We start from the raw sequence: 21,649 nt of genomic DNA, 5'->3' as shown, positions 1-21,649 counted from the left end.
GATCTCATGTCCCAATCTGCTACCCCAACACAAAGCGAATTCGTCGCCGAGGAATTCGACACGAGCGTCACCGAGGAAACGACGACGCAGCTCGCCCAAGAGATCGAGGCGATCGTTCGCTCACTCCGGCGAGCAATTGACGACGATGATCTCATCGGAAAAACTCCTCCGAAACCCCTCCCGTGTCCTTCGGGAGGCTGATTCCGTCGAACGGAGTGACCCCGAGCCACTCACTCAGCAGGTCCTCATTGAGCCGCTCTTTGACGCGCTTAACTATCCAACACTCTCACTCGAAGCAGGGGACCTCTCCGATCAACGCGGCCAGCAGGCCGACTATGCGGCCTCTCTGAACGAGTGCACTGACATCGATTCAAAGCGATTGTTGATCGAGGTTGAACCGATCAACAAACGCCTGGATCAATCGAAACATGGGCTCGGACAGGTCAAAAATTGGCTTGAGAAGGACAAGTTCGAAGCTAATCTCGGAATGGCGACCAATGGCCTCCGATGGGTCTTCATCAAGTATGATCGGGACACCTACACGCACGACACGATTGCAGAAGTCGATCTGCAGCCGGTCGTGCTTGCGGCCTTCGAGAATTTTACTGAACCAAGCAAATCTAACGGCCGTGTAGTTCGACGATGACCTTCATTCCGTTGTAGAGGAACTCATCCGGGTGTTCGAATTCGAGAACTTCTCTCGATCGTTTCGGTGAAATGCATAGATTAACAGCAAGTGTGGCTGCTACCTAATTCTTGAACAGATACTTTAATAACTATGAACACTAAGACAACCATCAGATTGGTATGACTCATGGTTGATGTCTCGGCTCTATCAACAGACTTGATTCTTCTCCTTCTTATTCTCCTTCCTGGGCTGTTGGGATTGAAGCTTTTCTTATACCGAGCAGATAGAATTGGAGAATACTCGCGGCTTGATGCTATTGTTTATAGTGCTGGCATCAGCATTTTTTCTCTCTTAATCTTGTATGGTTTCTATGCTGGGTGGCTTGGAAGACTCCCTGATTTCACTGACATACAATTTTCGTCTCTCCCATTTATTATCGGTCTGTATCTTGGCCATATTGTAATATCAGCTATCCTTGGTGAAGTGAGCAGCTGGGTTGCAAATCGACGGTTCTCAAACGGACGGGATAAAACTCGAAAGGAGATCTGGGATTATACTTTTGATGATATTTACTCTGACTCTCGGGTGCGAGTTTTCACTAGTGATAATTCTGAGATTGAAGGTACTATCGTGAGAGCAGGACAGCCAGTACAAGCCCGCGATTTGATCCTAGCTTCGCCCTATAGGCTCCTGAATACTGGTAACAATGATAAAAAGACAGCTATCAGTCTAGGAGATTATGTATATATCCATGAGGAGGCAGTGTGCTATATTGGAATCTTTGAGGACCTAAACGACGATCTTGATTTAGAAGTGCTAAGAGAACTTGGCTATGCACCTATTGAACCGAGAGCAGCAGAAAAGTCGGATCAGAAAGAGTCTGATGAAGAACTTGAAGAGGAATTACGTCAGGAGTTAGAAGGTGAGACTAACGCTGAGCACAGTGAAGGGACCTAATTATACGTCTAATTTACTATCTTTAGCATATTCTGGGTGTTGATTATAGATTAATCGAATTAGTTGGAGTATCGGCATATCGTTATATTCCTCTTTTAGCTGTCTTAAGTCCTCTACTGCTAAATCATCCTGAGTTGAATCTCGCTCTAAAATTTGAAAAATGTAATCACTCCCCTTCTCTGTGATAGAGTAGATGTGTTTTTCATTTTCATTACCAGTCTTCTCAACTGACCGATTAATATACCCATTCCTAGCAAGCCGGTCTAAGTCGTCATAAAGTTCCTTGGAGAATGGGCCGTACTTGTAGCTATCAAATTCATATTTACGAGTCTGTAGATCGTCTATTTCCATTTGAGCCATGAAGACTAATTTCTGAAAACGGGTAATGCCCTCTATCTGCCCCTCTTCATTTAATGCGAGTAAGGCTAGGGGAAGCAGTTTCGGGCTCCGCATACCATTCTCTTGGAACTCTAAGCACTCATACTTTCCGAATTTGCGTATAAGAGAATTAAATACGCGATTCACACCTAACACACATATCATCTTGGGACTTGATAGTACAATTGTCGCTGACGGCTTCGAGTAACGCAATTCCCTGTTCATCAGCGCGTTGATGAGAAACAGGCTCGTCTCATGCTGGCGTACTCGCATCAAATCAGCAGTCTCCGCTTGACTGGGTAAATTGGGATCAGTTCTGGAGTTTTATCATCGCATCTGGTTCCCAGTCTCCATCTCGTTCTATTGATCCAGCGTTCTCTAACCAATCTATAGTCGAGAATAACTTGAACGCAGGAACTCCAATTTGCTTAGAGAGTTCTCTTATTGTGAGACCTCCGTGTGTCTCAAGACAGTCTAGTATTACTTCTCCATTTTCTCTTCTGATAAACAAGTCAAATTCATCCAACACTATTTCGTCACCAAGAGATTCAATCGATTTCTCTATCTTTTTTAAATTACGTTCCAGTCTATCGCTTTCATCTCGGAGAAGGTCATCCATCGATCCCCTTCTCAGGGTGTCTATCTTGGATTCGTCGTATATGTCCACTTTCTTTCCAAATATGTTCTCGCAGGTCCCCTCGAGCTTCACTGTTTCTCCCTCATCAATACTAACTGTAGGTTCCTCCATTGAGGGTAATTCCAACACTGTATCATCTGGACGCATGTTCTTTCGCTCTATTTCTATCAGTTTGTCCCCTTGTGGCTCTAATGTCAAGATTGCCTCAATATTCTGTCCGGGACCATTACCGATATTCTCAATAACGAAGTTTGACCCGCCAGCAAATACTGATTCAAGTGATATATTGAACGCTGGCTCAATTTCCCTTTCTCTGGCAATTCGGTTCTCTCTGAGGAGTAACAACGTCAAAAAGACAGATACTGCAGTAACGAGAACTAACATAGACGTAACCACTGACGATACAAATTCAGGCTCAAAACGGCCTTCTGCGGCAAAATAAAGGAAGACACATATGATTGTGGCGAGGAATAGGATCCCTGCTCCAAACGCGGAAATCAGTCGTTTCACAAATCAGTTACAGTTCCATCAGTAAAAAATCCAACCCAGAGGCCCCCATTCGCGTTGTACAGTCTATGTACGCCGACCTCGCCTGAAACCGTCCATATGCACTCAAGAGCGTTGTCGGCCTGGGTGATACGTTGACAGCAGTTCTTTTCCAGCCACGTATTCTACCTCCTCTAAAAATTCGTTAACTGCTACCATAACCCGAACTTCTATACGGACCGTTGGAATTGGGTGATATAATTAACATTCATGCTCCCTGGTGTGGCCCATATTCACGGAAAAGAGTTTGTCCCGCTTGCTGAGGCATTGCTCACTTCTTCTGATCCAGCAACTATTTTTGACGATTACCGTAATAGGAAAGTTGCTTCTAGGAGTCGCTTCGAGAGTGACCGTCTCCGAGAGATACTCATTATTGCAGTTAGTGAGTGTTTGAACCATGATGACTATGTAATCAGTACTAATGCAGCAATGCTCCTTCGTCAGAACGCCGCACTCTGTGCTCGTGCTTGCGAATTAGACACGGTTGTTTCTGATCTCACTGAGCAACTTAATGGAGAACTCGTCCAGCCTGCAAGGGAAGCTGCGCTTTCCTTAGCTTTTCTGCTGAGTACACGACCCCGCGATCAAGAACTACCACAATGGCGTGGATCTGATCCAATGACCTCATCGATGGCAGATAGGGATATTGACCAGAATCAATTCACTATAGCACCTGTTGATTCCGGATACTTACATGAGATCACGCCTGATATTGCTGAAGATGCTATTGAGTTTCTAATTCAGAATTTAGACCGGAAAGAGTACAAACGAAGTTCCAACTGGGTAGTTGCAAAGAACTGTGCAAAAGCAATTGGTGCTATTGGTTATCAGCGTCCTGCGCTTGTTGCCGATGCAGTTCCTGTAATTGGAGAATTACTTGGTGAATACGATGAACGGCAAGCGTGGCTTATCTACGCACTGACGTCAATCGGATATTCTCGCCCTGATCTTCTTCCTGCTGAATTTGCTGATCAGTTAGAGGAGTTTGCTGAAGAGGCAGGCTTTGGGGTTAATTGGCGACTCAAGGCAGCTATCAGTATCGGTTACCGGAAAATTGGCCATGCGCCAGCATATTTGGAGATTGAAGGGTGCAACTCTGAAATAGATCTATCGAAGGTTGTTGAGAAGCTCTACCGTTTCATGCTTGGACGGTACCCTTCTGCCCACGATGAGGTCATTCAGGCATTCGTGGAGATCTATAGTGCTCGTCCTGCTGCTCTCGTTGATCTACTTCAGGACGAGTTAGACCAAATTTTGAATGGCAGCTCTCGATCATTTGACTTTCCTAGCAATTTCATGTTTCTTCTCAAAGAACTAGCTTCTATCGACGTAGCTAATCTGCAGCCGCTCCTTGAGTCTTCCAAGGATTTCTATCAAGACCATTCTGAATCGCATTACTGGTACGAGAATAGCTTCGAATTCCATCGACGTGTTGCAACTCAGGATCAAGATCTACTTCCAGATCAGCTGGGCGAGACTGTTACAGAATTCCTACAGTCAGAGAAACGAGCTAGTGTGCGAAGTGGTGGACAAAGATTCTTACAGAATTTTAAACGATAGAGTAATACTGAAGTGGCATAAACAAATAATAGACCTGATCCGTCCAAATAATGTTGAGAGCAATTACATATGCAAAATTTTATGATCTAATATTCAGATCAATGTCTATTGATGAGTGAAAGTCAAACGCCGGGGGGCGCGCGATTCATTAAAGCTGATCTTCATATTCACACACCTGAATCATATGATTATCAAGATGATGAGGCCGAGCCAAGTGATCTCATTGAACGTTTCGTCGAAGAGAACATCGAGCTTGTCGCTATAACTGATCACAATACGGATGGCTATTACGAAGAATTAGTTGAAGCCGCGGAGGCTGAACCCGTAACTGTGCTGCCTGGGGTTGAGATTACGACGGGGCAAAGCGGCGAAAATCAGATCCACATGACCGCAATCTTTCCCCCAGATAACGCACCCGCCATAAGCGGAGTCATGCATGAAATCGGATTAGGAACCGATCCCGAGACAGCCATTGCTGACGCAACAATTCCATCAATTTGCGATACGGTACGGGAAGCTGGTGGACTCCCAATTCTTGCACATATCGATCAGAACGCTGGGGCCCATCATGAGCTCGCGAACCGGAACAATCCTACTCGACAGCGGACGTTCGACTCCGATAAAGTTGCAGCATTGGAGATCGTATCTCTTGACACCGCTGACCAGTTCCCAGAATTCGCCCACATTCGCTCATCTGACGCACACAACCTCGATAGCATTGGAGAACGATGTACGTACCTCAAGATGGATGCTCCTACATTTGAGGGATTTCGAATGGCTTTATCTGATCCTGAGTCCCGTGTGTCCGTACGGCGGCAACTCAATACGCACATGAGCATAGATTCGCTTCAAGTCGAAAACGGGTTCTTAGAGCCCCGGAAACTACAATTCAATAAGAATCTCAATAGTCTCATTGGTGGAAAGGGGACAGGGAAATCATCTGTGCTCGAGCATATTCGTTACGCGTTAGATATCGAGCCTCGTTCCGAAGATATCGCTGCTGAATGTGCTGCACTTATTAAATGGACTCTTGCTCCCGATGGTATCATAAGACTCCGGTTAACGGGCAACACCGGCGATCAGTACGAGATTGTTCGGGAATATAATTCTGCGCCCGTAATCTACCGTGTCTCCGACGATGAAAGCACTGCTGAGGAGCCACTTTCAATCCCTATTGACCGCTTTCGGCAGGAGTTCTTTGACGCAGAGATACACAGCCAACGGGAACTCATCAATCTCGCGCGGAACGAGACGAATCAGCTTGAACTGTTGGACACCTATTTTGATCTGGCAGAACTCAAGAGGGACCGTGAAGAGACCAAGGCGGAAATCAAGGATCAGTCACTCCAAGTTCAGACGCTTCAAAATGAAGTCGACCAACTTATCGATAAAACGCATCACTACGAAACACTCCGCGAACAAATCGAGGTGATGAGTGAGAAGGGTGTTGACGAGTACGTCGAAGGCCAAGAAGAATGGGAAGAAGAGCGTGCGAGCCTGGCTACTGCGATTGAGGGAGTCGAAGAAGTCGATGAGAAAGTGGGCAGTATGGACCTTACAGATGTCATCAACGAGATCTCTCCAACTAGTGGTCCTAACCAAGAACTGTTGGAAGATGCCAATTCAATTGTGGAGAATCTACGTGCCGACATCGAAGAATTGCAGGAGAGTCTAAAAGAAACTGTCGCTGAGGCTCAGTCCGAAATTAGTGAGGTCCGAGAGGAATGGAACCGAGTCAACAAGAAGCGGGAGCGAGAACACTCGCGTCTTGCCGACGAGATTCATGAGGAAATCGATGTCGATGTCGACCAGTTCTTCGAGATACGTTCGGAAATGCATGAGCTACGCGGGGTCTCAGAGGAATTGGAGACGATGCGCAAGGAACTGGAGAAAGCGAAAACACAGAAAGACGAACTGTTCGGTGACCTAGCTGAGGCTCGGCGAGCGCTTACGGAGGCACGTCAGGACGGTATTTCGGCACTAAACGGCGAGCTGAATGACGTAAGAGTCTCACTCGAAAGCCAAGCGAATCGAATAGAGTATATCGACTGGATCAACCACGTCCTTGAGGGTTCGGGTGTTTACACGAGGCATAAGGAAGCTATTGCAAAGACATTTGAGCCACGTACGCTCGCTGAGATCGTTCGAACAGATGATATCGATCGACTCACTGAGGTGGCTGATTGTCCACCGACTAGTGCGGAGAACTTTATCACGCATGATGACCTCAACGAGCGGCTGACAGAGCTTGAGTTGCTTGAGGTCCGAGACGAGCCGATTTTTGAGCTGAACGACGGAGGCTGGAAATCGCTTGATGAAATGTCTGACGGTCAGCAGTGTACGACATTGCTTTCGATCACAATGATCGAGCGTGATGTTCCATTAATTATCGATCAGCCTGAGGATATGCTGGACAACAAGTTCATCTTCTCTGAAGTCGTGCAGCTGGTTCGCTCCATCAAACATGACCGGCAGATTATCACCGCAACACATAATGCAAACATTCCCGTGCTGGGAGACGCGGAGCAGATCATCGTAATGGACGCCAACGGACAAAGTGGATTCTATAGTACTTGTGGCTCTATTGATAACGAGAACGTTAAAATGAACACCCAGAGTATACTTGAGGGGGGTGAACAGGCTTTTCGCGATCGAAACGATAAGTATCGGCGATCGATCTGATTCGCCTTTTCCACTGGCTTTTTGACCCCATTCTGAGTGGGATCTCATATGACCGCCGTCGCTGACTTTATTGAGGTTCTCTCTGGTATTGGATCGCGTATTAACGAGGATATGAGCGAGAAAGACGTTGAGAACGCGTTTCTCAACGAGCACTTCTACTCAACACTTGGCTACGAAGGAGCTGGATACGATCTCCGAAGCGAATGGTCGCTACCTGATCAGCGACGACCTGATTATGTTACCTTAGACGAGAACGAGTCCGTCACGGCAGTCTATGAGTTCAAAACTGCAGGTCGTGCGCTCTCCCCCCACGAGGATCAGCTGTTTCACTACGTAACGGAGCTCCAAGCCGACTACGGGATTCTCACGAATGGGGAGGAATTTCGTTTGTACCGTCAGGACGATCGAACTCCGCTAGTCACGGTCACCCTTTCAGACGTAACGGCAAGCGACGCGACTAACATTCAATCAGCGCTTCGCAAGCCAGAATGGGATATTACAGACCCCGATAGCGTGACCGAATACCTTGATTCGCTTAGTGAGGTAAGTCTTGACAGCGAGCTCGGTCGCGAGCACTTCTTTGATACCTTTCGCTTGGAGGAAGACAGTCCGTTTGCTGATCTCGTCGTTGCAATGACAGACCTGCTTGAAGAACTCCGTGACGAGCAGAACGCGAAGTTCGTTGCGGGAGCGTACGACTTCTGGGAGGCGAGCTATGCAAATGTCCCTAATGAGACGCCCGACTCGTGGGACCCCTTCATCGACGGAAAGCAATCGCTTCGGGACTTTATGTTCTGTCTCGAGAGTGGGCATGCACTGTTAGCGCGTCTGTTGCTTGCAAAGGCGACAGAGGATCACGATTTCTTCCCGACGAACCGGGGACTCGAACGCTATTTCAATGAGCTCGGTGGCGGGTTTAGTGGTACGATTGACCTTGACGCGTACCCGATTGCTGCGAACGGGATGATCGAGGAGATGCGTCGCCAGCTCGTCGAGAGCCTGTTTGAGGACGATATCTTCATTTGGTGGACCGACGGTTATGGCGAGCAGACTGCCAGTCAGCATCACGATCAGTTCAGTCGGTTTCGCGACGTTGCACAGCAGGGCAGCGACGTGACAAAGGTGAGCCCTGCAACGCGCGAGCGGTTCAGTCGTGCTGTTGCCCGTGTCGCCTTTGCTGTGTTGAAGTTCGATTTCTCACGTATCGAAGGCGACCCGCTCGGCGATCTCTACCAGCAGTATTTCGATCCGGAGACACGCAAGGCATTGGGCGAGTTCTACACGCCCCAGCCGGTCATCGACTACATTATGGACGGTGTCGACTACGAATATGGCGTCTCTTCGGAGCGTATTATTGATCCCTCGTGTGGCTCCGGGACGTTTCTCGTGGAAGCTGTGGATCGCTATCTCGAGGACGTTCGACGGTATAACGAAGACCCGGATTGGAGTGCGGAGCTTACCGAACTCTGCTCACGACCACGGATTGTTGGACTCGATATCCATCCGTTCGCTGTGTTGATGGCTCAGATTCGGTTCATGGTCGCTATCCTTCCTGAATACAAGCAGGCAAAGCAGCAAAACGACTCGTTCACGATTCACCGGCTGCCGATCTTCCGAACAGACACGCTCCGCAACGAACGCGAGCTTACGGGCTTAGACCTCGGTGATGAAGGGCAGACACAGATGACCTTCGACGCGGTAACCGAGACCAACCAGGACGTTCAGATACCCGTACCATTGCCGATCGAGGTCGAGGAAAGCGAGGTGGCCGACGCGGACCGGGAAGGCGATTTCCTCGTTCAACGAGTCCGGATGCCGCTTTTCGAAACGGTACGTTTGAATTCGGACGTGCGAAATTTCGGGGAATATTTTGCGGCACTACAGGGCGTCCTGGACGTGGTCAAATTCCACATGAGCGAGGGCATGTGGGAGTACGGTGGTGGGCTATCGCAGGGGATCAACCGCTACACGACACGCGAATACGATGGCGTTGAGGAGTTCTTCGTTCCGTACGTCAATGATATTCTCAGTACGGTTCGTTATCTCGAGGAAGAGCACGGCGACGGGCGCCTTTTCAAGATGTTTGAGGATACGATCCTCGCGCTTGTTGTTAAGAATTACATGGAGTATGACTACGTCGTGGGGAATCCGCCCTATGTCCGTATTCAGAACCTCCCTGATGGACAGAAGGCAATGTTGGACCAGCTCTATAAATCGACAACGGGCAACTACGACCTCTACTGTCCGTTCTACGAACGAGGGCTTGACTGGCTGGCAGAGGAGAGTGGGAAGCTGGGATTCATCACCCCGAACCAATTCATGGTGACTGATTACGGCGAGGGGCTGCGGCGGGTAATGCTTGAGGAGAGCTGCATCGAAGAGGTCTATGATTTCCGTGATTCTGGTGTTTTTGAGGATGCGACAAACTATCCTGCGATCGTGATTTTGGAGGATGGGCCAGATGAAAACGACCGAAGAGATAACGATATCCGGTGTATTCGTGTGAAATCAAATACTGAGGAGGAAAGCGATCGGGAGCTGGATGACACTATTATTCAGTCGGTAGCCGATCATCGTGAAAATCCGGGTTACTCAGATGACTTCATCGACGTATTCGATTATCCGCAGGCAAAGCTCGCCAGTGACGATTACTGGGCGTTGATGCCACCAGACGAGCTGCGTGTCTTTGAGAAATTGCAGAGTAGGGCTGATTATAGACTCGATGAAATTACGGATGACGTATCTCATGGTACACAGACGAGCGCAAACACAGTCTACGTAGTTGATGTTCTAGATGCGGATCGTATAGAATCAGATGATACTGGTGGAACAGTTACTATTGTTCCATCAGGTAGCTCCGAAGAGTATGAGATCGAAACAGACCTATTACGTCCTTGGTTGCGTGGGAAAGACGTGCAGCGGTGGCGAGCCGAATGGTCGGGACAGCACGTAGTTCTTCCTTACAGCATTCAAAGCGATGATAGTGGTAATTTGACTGCTTCTCTTATTGATGAGACAATTCTGAGATCCGACTACCCCCTAGCTTGGGAATTCTTCAAGTCACATGAAGAGAAGCTTCGAGAAAGAGAAGGTGGCCGGTGGGAAAACAGTGATGAATGGTGGGAGTTCGGACGCCCTCAAAACTTAGAGAAATTTGAAATACCAAAAATCATCTTTGCTCACATTAGCGAGGATGCGACATTCATGCTTGATGATGTCGGCACCTGGTATTACAAAACTGCTTACTCAGTCCTTTTATCAGATGATTATAGGGATCTTACTGCCGAAATGGCCTGCCAGCTCAATGCAAAGGCACTAGATTTCTATTTCAAACATATCACGACAGTCAAGATGGGAGGCTACTATGAATACCGTTCTCAGTACGTCGAAAAGCTACCGTGTGTGACAGAGGACAATGCGGATGTCTTCGGAACAATGCGCCAGAAGGCGAGCAAAATCGTCGATACTATCGACCTCGATAGTAGAACTAACCGATTCCCTGAAGCGTATCTCGGCAGCTATGATGGTGAACTTGACTACATTGATTATGAGTGGCAGACTCGCCGCTATCCAGTGAATGCTGATATAGAGAAATTCAAAGATGGTCGGTTTACGGTGACTGCTGGCCGGTCAGATGAGATTACTGATCCTCTCATTGACAGAGGTGATGAGGATGAACGTAAGCTAAGGGCGCAGTATGTCTACGAAGCAGTGGATGGTCGGAATGCAAAAAGCGGTGAGGAAACAAGTATCCCAATCCCAGCGTCATTTGACGGTGTTGAACGACTTCTAGCGGCACTTACTGAGGACAAGCAGACTGTCGAGGCAACGTCGATTAATGAATTGGAAGCGCAGATTGACAAGTTGGTTTATGACTTGTTCGAACTCAATAGCGAAGAGCGCGAGACGATTGAGGATTATCTGGAAACTTTCTAAGGATACATTGATTTAGGCGAGTTAATAACGGTCATACATCCACTTTGATGACACAGATTATTGAATAACCACAGTTCAAATAAATATCTGGTAATCATGTAGACTCGTATTACTGAATTGTTATGTATTTTGGTGACTACACAAAAATATGTCGACTGATCCAGAGACAATGGAACGGCTAGTGTTTATCAAGGACCTTTATGAAACAGCCGTTAATCAATCTCACTTAGTCGCACCTCTAAACGCGAAATCCATATTGACATTCCACGATGCTACAGAGCTATTTCTGTACTTAGCATCAGAAGAGCTCGGATTCAAGGCACCACATGGATTTATGGAGTACTGGGGGGAGGCAAAACAACATTCAAGTATAACCCTGGGACAAAAATCTGAGATGAATCGGCTCAATAAAGCTAGAACAAATCTCAAACACCACGGTATTCGGCCAGGACAATCAGATATAGACTCGCTCAGAGCTAGTACTCAAACTTTCTTTGAAAAGAACATTCCGAAAATATTTTCTCTTGATTTTTACGATATCTCAATGACGAGTCTTGTTAGTGATGATGTTATTAGGGCGCACTTAGAGCGTGCACAACGTAGTCTCCAGAATGAAAAATTTCATAAATGTGCTTGTGATGCAGCTCTAGCATTTGAGAAAGCACTTGCAGACTCAAAACAACGAGTGAAAAGGACAGGTGGAAAGATCGGGATGGGACCATACCCTCTCCGGTTTGGGGACCCCATTGCTCATGATACATTTTACAAGAGTTCCTTCACAGGAGAGTCGGAGGATTTGGCTAAAGACATAGAGAAATCCATTAGCTCTCTCACAGATATACTTACGATACTGGCACTAGGGATTGATTATCGTAAATACGCTAAATTTGATTACTTAACGCCAATCGTCATGCGTGTAATGTCTGGTGGTTATGTGCTACAATCGAGTGGTGCTCATCCAGACCGATATAATAACAACGTTGATGAAGATGACATCCAATTTTGTATTAGTTTTGTTGTGGAGTCGTGGTTACAAATGAAGGACTTCAACCCAATAATTGATGCATAGAATATCATTACAAATATAACTAATTATTTGATACTATCTATATTTGATTAATGCGTTCCTCGCCTATATCTGTTATATCATATAAATTTGGGGCGATTTCTTCTATATAGTTATGTTCTTCCAGACGAGTGATTCGCTGAGACATATACGTTCGTGATACACCTACTACATCCTGTAAAAGTCCCGGTGTAGCCCTTCCATTGTCCTCTATTTCACGTAGTATCTCTTGATCGACATCATTTAGCCGAACCATTTGGTTTTCACTACTGTCCGTGATTACATGAACGCTATTACTGATGCACAGCATACTTTCTTCTATTCAAAGTATATATTGTACTTTGCGTCATGCAAAGTACTAAGTTGGCTGCGGTTGTAAGAGTCAATGAGAAGCGCAACCTGCCAAGCAGAAAGTTGGCCCGGTGGTGGCTCACCGGACCGCGCTTCTCAAACCCACGAGAAGCAATGAGCACTAGCAACTCAGCCGCAGAAAACAGTATCGCCTCCGAACAGACCCACCGCATCACCGGCCCCCACCACGAACCCCCGACGGTCGCCAACGCCACCACCTACTGGCGTTGCGAGGCCTGCAACCGCGAATCCATCCGCGAGCAAGACCTCCACCGCGAGGCCTTCCACACCGAGGACTGCGAGGTGATCGACCGATGCTGACCGAAATCCCCACGGACAGTACTCAACTGTTCGCCGGCGCGCGACTCTCCGAGACCAACCCTGAATGCACCGCCTGCAACCGAACCCTGCGCGAAGGCGAACAGGTCACGATCTACGCCGCCCGCGAAGAAGACGCCCCCACCTTCCGAATCGACCGCATCTACTGCCGACAGTGCACTCCCAAGGAACTCACCAGCCCAACGCTGGGCCTGAGCGAACACCTCCTCCAAAGCCGCCTCACCCGAACGCTGGACGTTCGCACCCAGCGTGAGTTCCAAACACTCGGCACAATCACGACACTCGATGCAAGTGCACCGAGCCAAGGCAGTGCCGAAGCCCACAACGAAGACCCCCCGACGGCACTCCTGCGAGACACCCACATCCAGAACCCCGCCAGTGCCGTCTATCACATCGATGACGGCGAGGGCCAGCCCCTGTGCAACTGCCAGAGTGACGCCCAGTACACGCCGGTCCCCCTTGCCGAAGCCGAGGCGAGCACGGCCCGCGAGTGCGGGAACTGCACGATCGCCCGCGAGGGCGAACAGGCTACGAAGCCCTGCCCATACTGCAATGCCCAGATCGGGATGAGCGCCTGGCCTCAACACGTCCGGGCCTGTACAACTGAACCAACGCAAGTGGAGGCCGAACGATGAGCCAGAGCGACCATATTGAAGCGCTCGAACAGCGACTCACCGAGCTCGAAACCAACTACGAGCAGGAACGCAACCAGCGCCAGCAGCTCGAAACGTTCGTCACCTCACTCCTCGAGTTGCGCGGCACGGACGACCCAACTGATGCCGACCTCGAGCAGATCTGGCTGGCCGGGCATCCGATCGGCGCAATGGTCGATCGACGCCAACGCGAAGTCCAGACGCTCCGTGACGATCTCGAAGAACAACGTGCGAACGAGCAACTAACCCAGACCGAGATCCCAGCCGAACAGACCCTGCCGATTCAACAGATTACACGCACGTACCAGGTCGATCCGGACGTCCTGAGTGCGAACGAACGCCGGGCAGCGATCGTCTGGTCACACTTCCTCGACACGTGCGAGCGCACACCCTCGAAGTTCGTGCTCCCATCGAGTTCCGTGCGGGATATCCTCGCGACCGAAGAAGACTCCCGCCCGCACAACGAGACAGTCCGCCGCGTGATCGCCCTCGTTGACGATCTCGGAGAGACACTCGTCGAGGAACTGACCCGGAACGACCGCAAGACACTGGTCATCGATCGCGAACGCTTCCAGGAGTTCAGTGATGAGCTCCAAGCGACCATTGAGACGACCCAGCCACACCAGGAGGTTGCCGAATGAACCTCCTTACCCGTCACACTGTTGTGACGCCTGCGGGAGGTGCGAGTGTGACCTGACACCGACTCACGACGCTCTTTGAGCGTTCAACGCGAGAGAAGCCACTACATCGGCTTCTCACTCTCTTCTTCTAGCGGTCTCTTACTAGCGGGTCCGTTTCAGTTTCGTCGTGTTTCGTATGGAATTCCAAGGGAAACGGCTGGTTCACCCGTCACAACACTGTGACGGCTGAGCGGGAGTCTCGAGTCAGCAGAAGGAAACAAAGCATCTTGTCCACTTCCGGATGAGGAGGGATCTATCTCGATACTCTCGTCACCCACCGTTCCACCAGCGTCAGGAGTAATCCCCGTCAGCAATGGGCGGGCTCTCTCATAGTGCCAGCACTGTACGCCCGCCGAGAGCCCTGTCTGTAGCATCCCTTATCCCGAGTGTAGTCACATCGCTGAGCCACGCTGTCGAATCGTTTGCTAGCTACGAGACGGGCCTGATCGTCCCACTCGCGACACACCGCATTTCCAATGACTGAAACCACAACGAGTACCGACAGTACCGCCACCGACCAGCCCACAATGACCGACGACCCGAGACCCTCGAATCGGTCTACGAACAGCTCGAAACGCTCACCGACCGCGTTGAGGAGCTCGAAGCCGAAGTCGAGCGCATCGAGGTCAACTCAGATAGGGACACCGCGGGCCTCACAGATATCTGGATCGCTGGGATTCCTGTGGGATCGATTCTGCAAAGCACGACAGAGAACGCTGATCGAGCCCACAGTCGACTCGACGACGTGGAGAAGGCCACATCTAACAACCGAACCGCTGGGGTGGAGACGGATACGACGGAGTCACACGACACCGATACTCCGCTCGAGCGCATCTGCGCCCTTCCGGAACATATCGCGGATCGCGAACTCACGACCAACCAGATACGCGCCCGGTTCATTGCCCGCGACGTGCGTGACTACGCCGACAAAGCGCCTGCTGGGCTCGTGTTGAACAGTCGGACGATTACGAAGGTCATCACGCCGTTGAAGGATCGAAGCCACACATGCAGACTGTAGCCCGTGTCATGGACTTCCTTGAGAAACTCGGCAAAGACGACGTCGAACAGACGAAACGTCGGGGCAAGAAGCTCGTGGTCGTTGACGAGGAGGCAGCCGACCGCTATCACGATCGTTGTGATCGGGATATCGAGCAACCCCCGTAGGAAGCGTGATGTCATAACAACGGACCAAGAGGAAGGCGCATAGTCGACGACAACTACCCCGGGCAAGCCCTCCTCTCCTAGTGACAACGCCGAACAGCCGTACCCTGGTGTAGTAGTAGTGGAGGGTGTAGAAACGGCTTCTCTGGTTCTGCCTTCGGACGCATATCACACTACAGTGTGATTAGTCAGACACTGCCTTGTGCAACCTACCCTATCTTAGAAGGCGCATCGTTGCACAAGACTCTGATGAGCAGAACCCTTGAAGCAGTACTATCTAACTATTTTGTAACAGCCCGCATTTTCTCGAATTACGTATCTGCAACGAGGTGTGGCTGATTGACGCTCTCGGTCACTGTATTCATTCTCGAACAATTCGAGCGCTCGCACGGTTTACCTCAGACAAAAAGAAATACCGCTCGACGGAACGCTTCGAGTCCGATCCTCTCTACTACTCGTCGAGCGGTCGCCAGGTCCGTGGTGAGTCGTTCAGCCGCTCATAGCCGTCTTCGGTGACAACGACCAGATCCTCGATACGGACGCCGAACTCGCCCTCAAGGTAGACGCCGGGTTCGACGCTACAGACCATTCCCGGCTCGAGTTTGCGACCATTCTCGCTTGTGATGTACGGTGGCTCGTGGACATCGAGTCCGACCCCATGGCCCGTTCGGTGGATGAACGCATCGCCGTAACCTCGATCCTCGAGCACCGTACGGGCGGCGCGGTCGATCTCGCGGGCTTCCACACCCGGTTCGACGGCTTCGACACCGGCGTTGTGGGCCTCAAGGACGGCCTCGTGAACCTCGCGAAGCTTCGCGGACGGCTCGCCGTCGAACACGACGGTGCGGGTCTGGTCGCCGGGGTAGCCTTCGAACCAAGTGCCAAAATCGAGGACGACGGGGTCGCCCGACTCGATCGTGCGCTCGCCGTGGCGGTGGTGTGGTCGGGCTCCGTTCGGGCCAGAGCCGACGACGGTCTCGAAGGAAACGCCCTCGCCGCCGGCCGAGGCGAGTCGATCCCCGATCTCGGCCGCGAGCTCGCGTTCGGTCATTCCGATCGCACCTGCACCAAGCGCGCGAATCTCCTTGCTGACCGTGTCTGAAAGTCGTGCCGCTTCACGGAGTCGATCGAGTTCAGCCTCGTCTTTCCGAACCCGAAGGTTCTCGAGCACCTTGCTTGCAATGCCGAACGAAGCCTCGGGGAACGTTGCCTGGAGATCCTGGGTAAACAGAGCCCACATACGGTCGTCGACCAGCAGGTGGCCGCCTTCGAGCCCGAGTTCGTCGCCGACCGTCTCGAGGAGCGCTGTCGGGTCTTCGATGTCGCCCCACGTACGGACATCCGTAATGGGCGATTCGTCTTTGATCTGTGCGTCGTACATTTCGGGCGCGACGAATAACGCCGTCTCGGGCGTGACGAACAGGAACAAATGACGTTCCATCGGCTCGTCGTCGAACCCCGAGAGGTAGTACATGTTCGAACTCGGGAAGCAGACGATGGCGTCGGCTCCTGTGTCGTTCAGCGCCTCGCGGGCCCGCTTGAGTCGGGTTTGAATAACGGTTTCGTCGATCATGTGCCGTTGGTCTCGGTCACTCCGACCTGAGCCGTTCGGTTTCTTCGCGGTCGAGCTCGCCGTCATCGGTGATCGCGACGCCGTAGTCCTCACGGGCCGACTCCCGTGAGACGTAGCCGTCGATCACGTCCTCGAGGACAGCCTCGAGATTTCGGTCGTGTGGATCGCCGTAGCCGCCGCCTCCACCGGTGCGGTTGGAGATGACCTCGCCCTCGTGGAACGTTCCGCGGAACATCCCAACCCATAGCTCGTCGTCATCGTAAATATCAGTGTTGTCGACGAGGACCTGGATACGGTCATCAGCGTCGTCGTCGAGGTCGAGGACGATGCCGTTTTTCGCTCCGGATTCGCCTCCATCGATTCCCCACCCGGGTTTGCGCGTCTTCTGGATGATCGAGAGCGCACCGACCGGATGCTCGACGTGGTAGTCGCGTCGAAGTCCCAGCCCGCCTCGCTGTTCGCCGGCACCGCCGGAGTCTTGGCGCAAGGAGAGTTCGTCGAACGAGATCGGTGCTTTGTTTTCGAACACTTCGACGGGGATGTTCTGCACCATCGTCTCGGTGATGTGCATCACCGAGTTCGCCCCGTCGTGTTCGTCCGTTGCACCCCAGCCGACGGCGTCGTTGTTGGCCTCGACGAACTGTCGGCCCGTTTCAGGATCCTCGCCGAACAGCATGACGTCGTTTAGATCGCCACCGGAGCTAGCGGGGATCCGGTCGGGCATTGCCTTCGCCAGCGCCTTGAAGACGACGTCGACGCTAACGATACCGGTCCAGATCGTAAACGTCGGCGCGGGATAGCTCGCATTGAAGAGGTTACCCTCCGGTGCGTGAACCGACAGCGGCGCGTATTGGCCGGCGTTCGAGGTCTCTTCGGGCGTTGTGATCGATTTGAAACAGAGCTTGCAGACGGTTTCGGTCATTCCCCGAGGAATATTCAGCGGCTCGTCGACCTGGTCGGACGAACCGGAGAAGTCGACGTGAAACTCCTCGCCGTCGATGGTCACCTCGACTTCGATTCGGATGAGATCGCCCGTCGTCCCATCGGCGTAGTCGACCGCAGACCACGTCCCGTCCGGCAGTTCTCGTACGGCATCACGGGCGGTTCGCTCGCCATGGCTCTGGATGCGCTCGATACAGGTGTCGACGGTCTCGCCGCCGTACTTTCCGTGGAGTTCCTGCAGCCGCTGTTTGCCGGTTCGGATCGCGGCGATTTGGGCGTTGAGGTCGCCCAGAACCTTGTCTGGAAGACGGGAATTAAACCGGATCAGATCCAGAATCTCCTCGTCGGGGTTGCCCCTTTTGTACACTTTCGTCCCCGGGAATATCATGCCTTCCTGGTGAACGTCAGTCGAGTCGAGGACGTACCCTTCGTCTTTCGCACCGAGGTCTAGCCAGTGCGCTCGTGTGGCCGCGTAGCCGATGAGTTCGTTCTCTTCTCGTGGTACCTCCGGGCCCTCGCGGAAGATCGGCGCGAACACGCCCACGTCAAGCGTGTGCGTCGAGCTCCAGTAAGGGTAGTTCATTAGGAGCACATCGCCCGGGTTCATGTTTTCTTCGCCGACGTGCTCAACAACCTTCTCTAATGCGTAGTCGTTCGCGCCGAGAAACAGCGCGAGTCCGGGCGAGTCCGCGATCAGGTTGCGGTCTCGATCGTACAGCGAGATCCCGAAGTCCAGAATCTCATAGATGATCGTGTTGTACGCCGTCCTGATCAGCGTCCGTTGCATCTCCGTCGCGGCGGACGTGAGATAGTTGCGCACCACTTCGACCGTGGCGGCGTCGATCTCGTCAGCAGTGGTCGCGTCGCTCATTGAGCGTCACCTCCGCTGATGACGAGCTGTCCGTACTCGTCGACGGTTGCAGCCTGGTCCGAGTGGAAGACGATGGTTGTGGTTGGCTCCCGGACGACCGCTGGGCCGTCGACTGATATTCCTGAACGCAGGTCGCTGCGGTCGTAGACGTCGAACGCGGTCCGTTCGTCGGCCGCAAAACAGTACGCCTCCCGGCTCCCGATCGGCTCGGGCGTCCCGTCGACCGGCTCCTCGCGCTCGAGCGGAGGTTTATCGTTGCGGCCGATGGCGCGGACCCGTTGGTGGACGACCTCCGGTGGATCGTCCATCGCGTGGCCGTACCGATCCTCGTGTTTGTCCTCGAAGCGATCGCTGACCTCGTCGATTGTCTCAATGCCGTTGGCATCCACTTCAACGGTGTGTTCCTGCCCGAGATAGCGCATCTCAAGGGTGTGCTCGAGATCGACTTCGTCCTCCTCGAACCCCTCGTCGGTGAGGGTCTCGAGCGCCTCGGTGTCTAGTTCGTCGAACGTCGTCTCCAGATCCGAGAGTTCGAGGTCAATCAGGGCTTCGATGTTCGTTCGCGCGAAGTCGTAGACGACGTCGGCCATAAGCATTCCAAGTGCCGAGAAGACCGAGGGGGCTCTAGGGACGACGACTTCTTCGACGCCCATCTCGCGGGCTAAAAGCGGCACGAACATGGGTCCTGCACCGCCGAAGGCCATCATCGAGAACTCCCGTGGGTCGAGTCCCTTCTCGATAGTGATCTCTCGGATCGCGCCCACGGTGTTCGCGAGCGTCACGTCGAAGACGCCGCGAGAGACATCTGTCACGCTCGAATCGAGCGGTTCGGCGAGCGTCTTGTCGATCGCCGCTTTCGCGCCGTCGGCGTCGAGCTCCATATCGCCGCCGAGGAAGTCGTCGGGATCGATGTAGCCCAGTGCGACGGCTGCGTCAGTGACCGTCGGCTCGGTGCCGCCGTGCCCGTACGCAACGGGTCCCGGGTCCGCACCCGCGCTCTGTGGCCCGACCTTGAGGAGTTCGCCGTCGAGCCACGCAATCGAGCCGCCGCCGGCACCGATTGTCCGGATGTCGTAGACCGGGATCATCAGTGGCTGGTGTTCGAGTCGGGAGTCGTACTTGACGGCAGGCGTGCCGTCTTCGATGACGCAGGCGTCGAGGCTGGTCCCGCCCATGTCGACAGTGATGAGATCGTCCCGGCCGGTTTCGCGGCCGACGTTAGACGCCCCGATGAGGCCGCCGGCAGGTCCCGAGAGGATGGTGTGGACTGGTGCATCGGTCGCGCTGTCGGCAGTGAGTGTACCGCCGCCGGACCGGGTGACGAAAAACGGTGCGTTGAATCCCTCGTCGGTCAGTTCCGAATCGAGGCTATCGATGTATGTCTCAAAGATGGGTTTGATATACGCGTCCATCACGGCCGTGCTCGTCCGCTCGTACTCGCGGTACTCCCGAGTGATGTCGCTCGAGATGGAGACGCTAACGTCGGGATAGGCCTCGCGGACGATCCGCGCGGCTTCTCGTTCGTGAGCGGGGTTCCGGTAGGAGTGGAGGAAACAGACGGCGATCCCGTCGACATCTTGGTCCTCGATGAGCTGTGCCGCGGCATCCCTGATAGCGTCGTCGTCGAGCGGCTCGACTTCCTTGCCGTTGGCGTTTAACCGTCCGGGGACGCCGACGCGTCGCCGTCGGGCGACGATCGACTCCGGCTTCTGGTACCGGATATCGTACATCGATTCCCGCTCGACGTTTGTCCGGCCGATCTCGTAGACGTCTTTGAACCCCTCGTTCGTGATGATGCCGGTCGCGGCTCCTTCGCGTTCGAGGACGGCGTTGAGCCCCAACGTCGTCCCGTGGACGAACGCCTCGGTATCCTCGAGGGTCGTGCCGACCTTTTCGATCGAGGAGAGAACGCCGGATTCGGGTTCGTCTGGGGTCGTCGATGCTTTCTCGACCGTGACGTCACGGGTTGATCGATCGAATGTGATTGCGTCGACGAACGTGCCACCGATATCAACTGCAAGTCTTTCTGTCACGTGTTATCGCACCTCAGTACGCTGACTGAGGAAGAGTATCGTAATATAATTTGTGCTGAAATCTTCTCCCTTTGCCCATATCGAAAAGGAGTAGTAACGTAGTGGATGTATAGTGCATCTCTTTAGTACTTATCGTCAAACCACACGCCCGAAGAGTTTACTTTGATAGCCGCTATTGGCTTCGGCATGAGCGACGTTACCGTTCACCGACTTGAGGAGATCTGGAACGAAAGCCGCGACGACCCGTTCGCGCTGTTCGAGAGTGATGATCCGAACGCGGAGGTCGGTAGTTACGTCATCGAATCGGACGAGCGCGTTCCGGAGACCGGGACAACAAGCCACGCCGGAGACGAAATCTCGGTTATCCTGTCGGGCGAGATTGATCTCGTCGCGGAAGGAGAACGCACCACCGTCGGTCCGGAATCAGTGACTATCATTCCATCGGGGATCGAGCACTATAGCGAGAATACGACCGATGAACCGGTTCGACTCGTCTACGTAGTCCTTGGCGATCTCTGAGAATCTTATTCGGAGCACGGTCGTGGCATCTTGTGGATGGCTTTCGTTCGTTACACAGACTGTGAAAGCGGGCCCGATGAGAGCAAGGATGCGCCGTGAATAGTGAGTGGACGAATCGTCGAGGTATTGTTCCTTGA

General features: G+C 52.4%; 18 protein-coding genes. 12 read left to right on the top strand and 6 right to left on the bottom strand.

Going from position 1 to position 21,649, the window contains the following annotated elements:
- Positions 1-145 precede the first annotated feature (145 nt).
- Positions 146-646, top strand: a complete 501-nt coding sequence (locus EAO80_RS20215; protein ID WP_245998453.1) for a hypothetical protein — start codon at positions 146-148, stop codon at positions 644-646.
- Between the two features lie 168 nt (positions 647-814).
- Positions 815-1,585: a DUF6338 family protein gene (locus EAO80_RS04515; protein ID WP_122088737.1), complete on the top strand. Its 771-nt coding sequence runs from the start codon at positions 815-817 to the stop codon at positions 1,583-1,585.
- On the opposite strand, the gene EAO80_RS04510 is transcribed toward EAO80_RS04515, so the two are convergent.
- Positions 1,586-2,038, bottom strand: a complete 453-nt coding sequence (locus EAO80_RS04510; protein ID WP_162993886.1) for a PadR family transcriptional regulator — start codon at positions 2,036-2,038, stop codon at positions 1,586-1,588. It abuts the gene before it with no gap.
- A 235-nt stretch (positions 2,039-2,273) separates the two neighbouring features.
- Positions 2,274-3,110 carry a hypothetical protein gene (locus EAO80_RS04505; protein WP_162993885.1) on the bottom strand — a complete coding sequence of 279 codons (837 nt, stop codon included), beginning with the start codon at positions 3,108-3,110 and terminating at the stop codon, positions 2,274-2,276.
- A 258-nt stretch (positions 3,111-3,368) separates the two neighbouring features.
- Here EAO80_RS04505 and EAO80_RS04500 point away from each other — a divergent pair, with 258 nt between their 5' ends.
- From EAO80_RS04500 to EAO80_RS19495, 4 genes are all read left to right on the top strand, one after another.
- Complete coding sequence (locus EAO80_RS04500; protein WP_162993884.1) at positions 3,369-4,706, top strand: hypothetical protein; 1,338 nt, start codon at positions 3,369-3,371, stop codon at positions 4,704-4,706.
- A gap of 111 nt (positions 4,707-4,817) precedes the next feature.
- Entirely contained in the window at positions 4,818-7,388 is a 2,571-nt protein-coding gene (locus EAO80_RS04495) for a TrlF family AAA-like ATPase (protein WP_122088733.1), read from the top strand.
- A gap of 48 nt (positions 7,389-7,436) precedes the next feature.
- Complete coding sequence (locus EAO80_RS04490) at positions 7,437-11,324, top strand: Eco57I restriction-modification methylase domain-containing protein (RefSeq protein WP_122088732.1); 3,888 nt, start codon at positions 7,437-7,439, stop codon at positions 11,322-11,324.
- 148 nt (positions 11,325-11,472) lie between these two features.
- Complete coding sequence (locus EAO80_RS19495; protein WP_162993883.1) at positions 11,473-12,393, top strand: hypothetical protein; 921 nt, start codon at positions 11,473-11,475, stop codon at positions 12,391-12,393.
- Positions 12,394-12,430: 37 nt separating this feature from the next.
- Here EAO80_RS19495 and EAO80_RS20735 read toward each other — a convergent pair whose 3' ends face one another.
- Positions 12,431-12,646: a winged helix-turn-helix transcriptional regulator gene (locus EAO80_RS20735; protein ID WP_162993882.1), complete on the bottom strand. Its 216-nt coding sequence runs from the start codon at positions 12,644-12,646 to the stop codon at positions 12,431-12,433.
- 209 nt (positions 12,647-12,855) lie between these two features.
- On the opposite strand from EAO80_RS20735, the gene EAO80_RS04480 reads away from it, so the two are divergent.
- The 5 genes from EAO80_RS04480 to EAO80_RS20205 all read left to right on the top strand — a co-directional run bounded on the left by EAO80_RS04480 (position 12,856) and on the right by EAO80_RS20205 (position 15,577).
- Entirely contained in the window at positions 12,856-13,062 is a 207-nt protein-coding gene (locus EAO80_RS04480; protein ID WP_122088730.1) for a hypothetical protein, read from the top strand.
- The gene (locus tag EAO80_RS04475) at positions 13,056-13,715 is read left to right on the top strand and encodes a hypothetical protein (protein WP_245998451.1); all 660 of its coding nucleotides are present in this window, start codon (positions 13,056-13,058) and stop codon (positions 13,713-13,715) included. Before EAO80_RS04480 ends, EAO80_RS04475 begins: the two co-directional genes overlap by 7 nt.
- Positions 13,712-14,374 (top strand): hypothetical protein, encoded by a 663-nt coding sequence (locus EAO80_RS04470; protein WP_245998449.1) that lies wholly within the window; start codon positions 13,712-13,714, stop codon positions 14,372-14,374. The genes EAO80_RS04475 and EAO80_RS04470 overlap by 4 nt, the downstream gene beginning before the upstream one ends.
- 784 nt (positions 14,375-15,158) lie before the next feature.
- Entirely contained in the window at positions 15,159-15,431 is a 273-nt protein-coding gene (locus EAO80_RS20210; RefSeq protein ID WP_245998448.1) for a hypothetical protein, read from the top strand.
- Positions 15,419-15,577, top strand: coding sequence for a hypothetical protein (locus EAO80_RS20205; RefSeq protein WP_245998447.1), 159 nt, complete (start codon positions 15,419-15,421; stop codon positions 15,575-15,577). Before EAO80_RS20210 ends, EAO80_RS20205 begins: the two co-directional genes overlap by 13 nt.
- Positions 15,578-16,025: 448 nt before the next feature.
- Here the strand turns inward: EAO80_RS20205 and EAO80_RS04460 are convergent, their stop codons facing one another.
- Genes EAO80_RS04460 through EAO80_RS04450 form a run of 3 tightly spaced genes read right to left on the bottom strand, consistent with a single transcriptional unit; the run spans position 16,026 to position 20,993 of the window.
- Positions 16,026-17,147 (bottom strand): M24 family metallopeptidase, encoded by a 1,122-nt coding sequence (locus tag EAO80_RS04460; protein ID WP_122088729.1) that lies wholly within the window; start codon positions 17,145-17,147, stop codon positions 16,026-16,028.
- A 16-nt stretch (positions 17,148-17,163) separates the two neighbouring features.
- A complete protein-coding gene (locus tag EAO80_RS04455; RefSeq protein WP_122088728.1) occupies positions 17,164-18,960 on the bottom strand; it encodes a hydantoinase B/oxoprolinase family protein in 1,797 nt (598 codons plus the stop codon).
- Positions 18,957-20,993, bottom strand: a complete 2,037-nt coding sequence (locus tag EAO80_RS04450; protein WP_122088727.1) for a hydantoinase/oxoprolinase family protein — start codon at positions 20,991-20,993, stop codon at positions 18,957-18,959. Before EAO80_RS04450 ends, EAO80_RS04455 begins: the two co-directional genes overlap by 4 nt.
- A 186-nt stretch (positions 20,994-21,179) precedes the next feature.
- Here EAO80_RS04450 and EAO80_RS04445 point away from each other — a divergent pair, with 186 nt between their 5' ends.
- The gene (locus EAO80_RS04445) at positions 21,180-21,512 is read left to right on the top strand and encodes a cupin domain-containing protein (RefSeq protein WP_122088726.1); all 333 of its coding nucleotides are present in this window, start codon (positions 21,180-21,182) and stop codon (positions 21,510-21,512) included.
- Positions 21,513-21,649: the final 137 nt, after the last annotated feature.

It is taken from the genome of Halalkalicoccus subterraneus (assembly GCF_003697815.1).
GTDB classification, from domain to species: domain Archaea; phylum Halobacteriota; class Halobacteria; order Halobacteriales; family Halalkalicoccaceae; genus Halalkalicoccus; species Halalkalicoccus subterraneus.
Note: the sequence above shows the minus strand (reverse complement) of the source record. Positions and strands in the feature narration are given on the sequence as shown.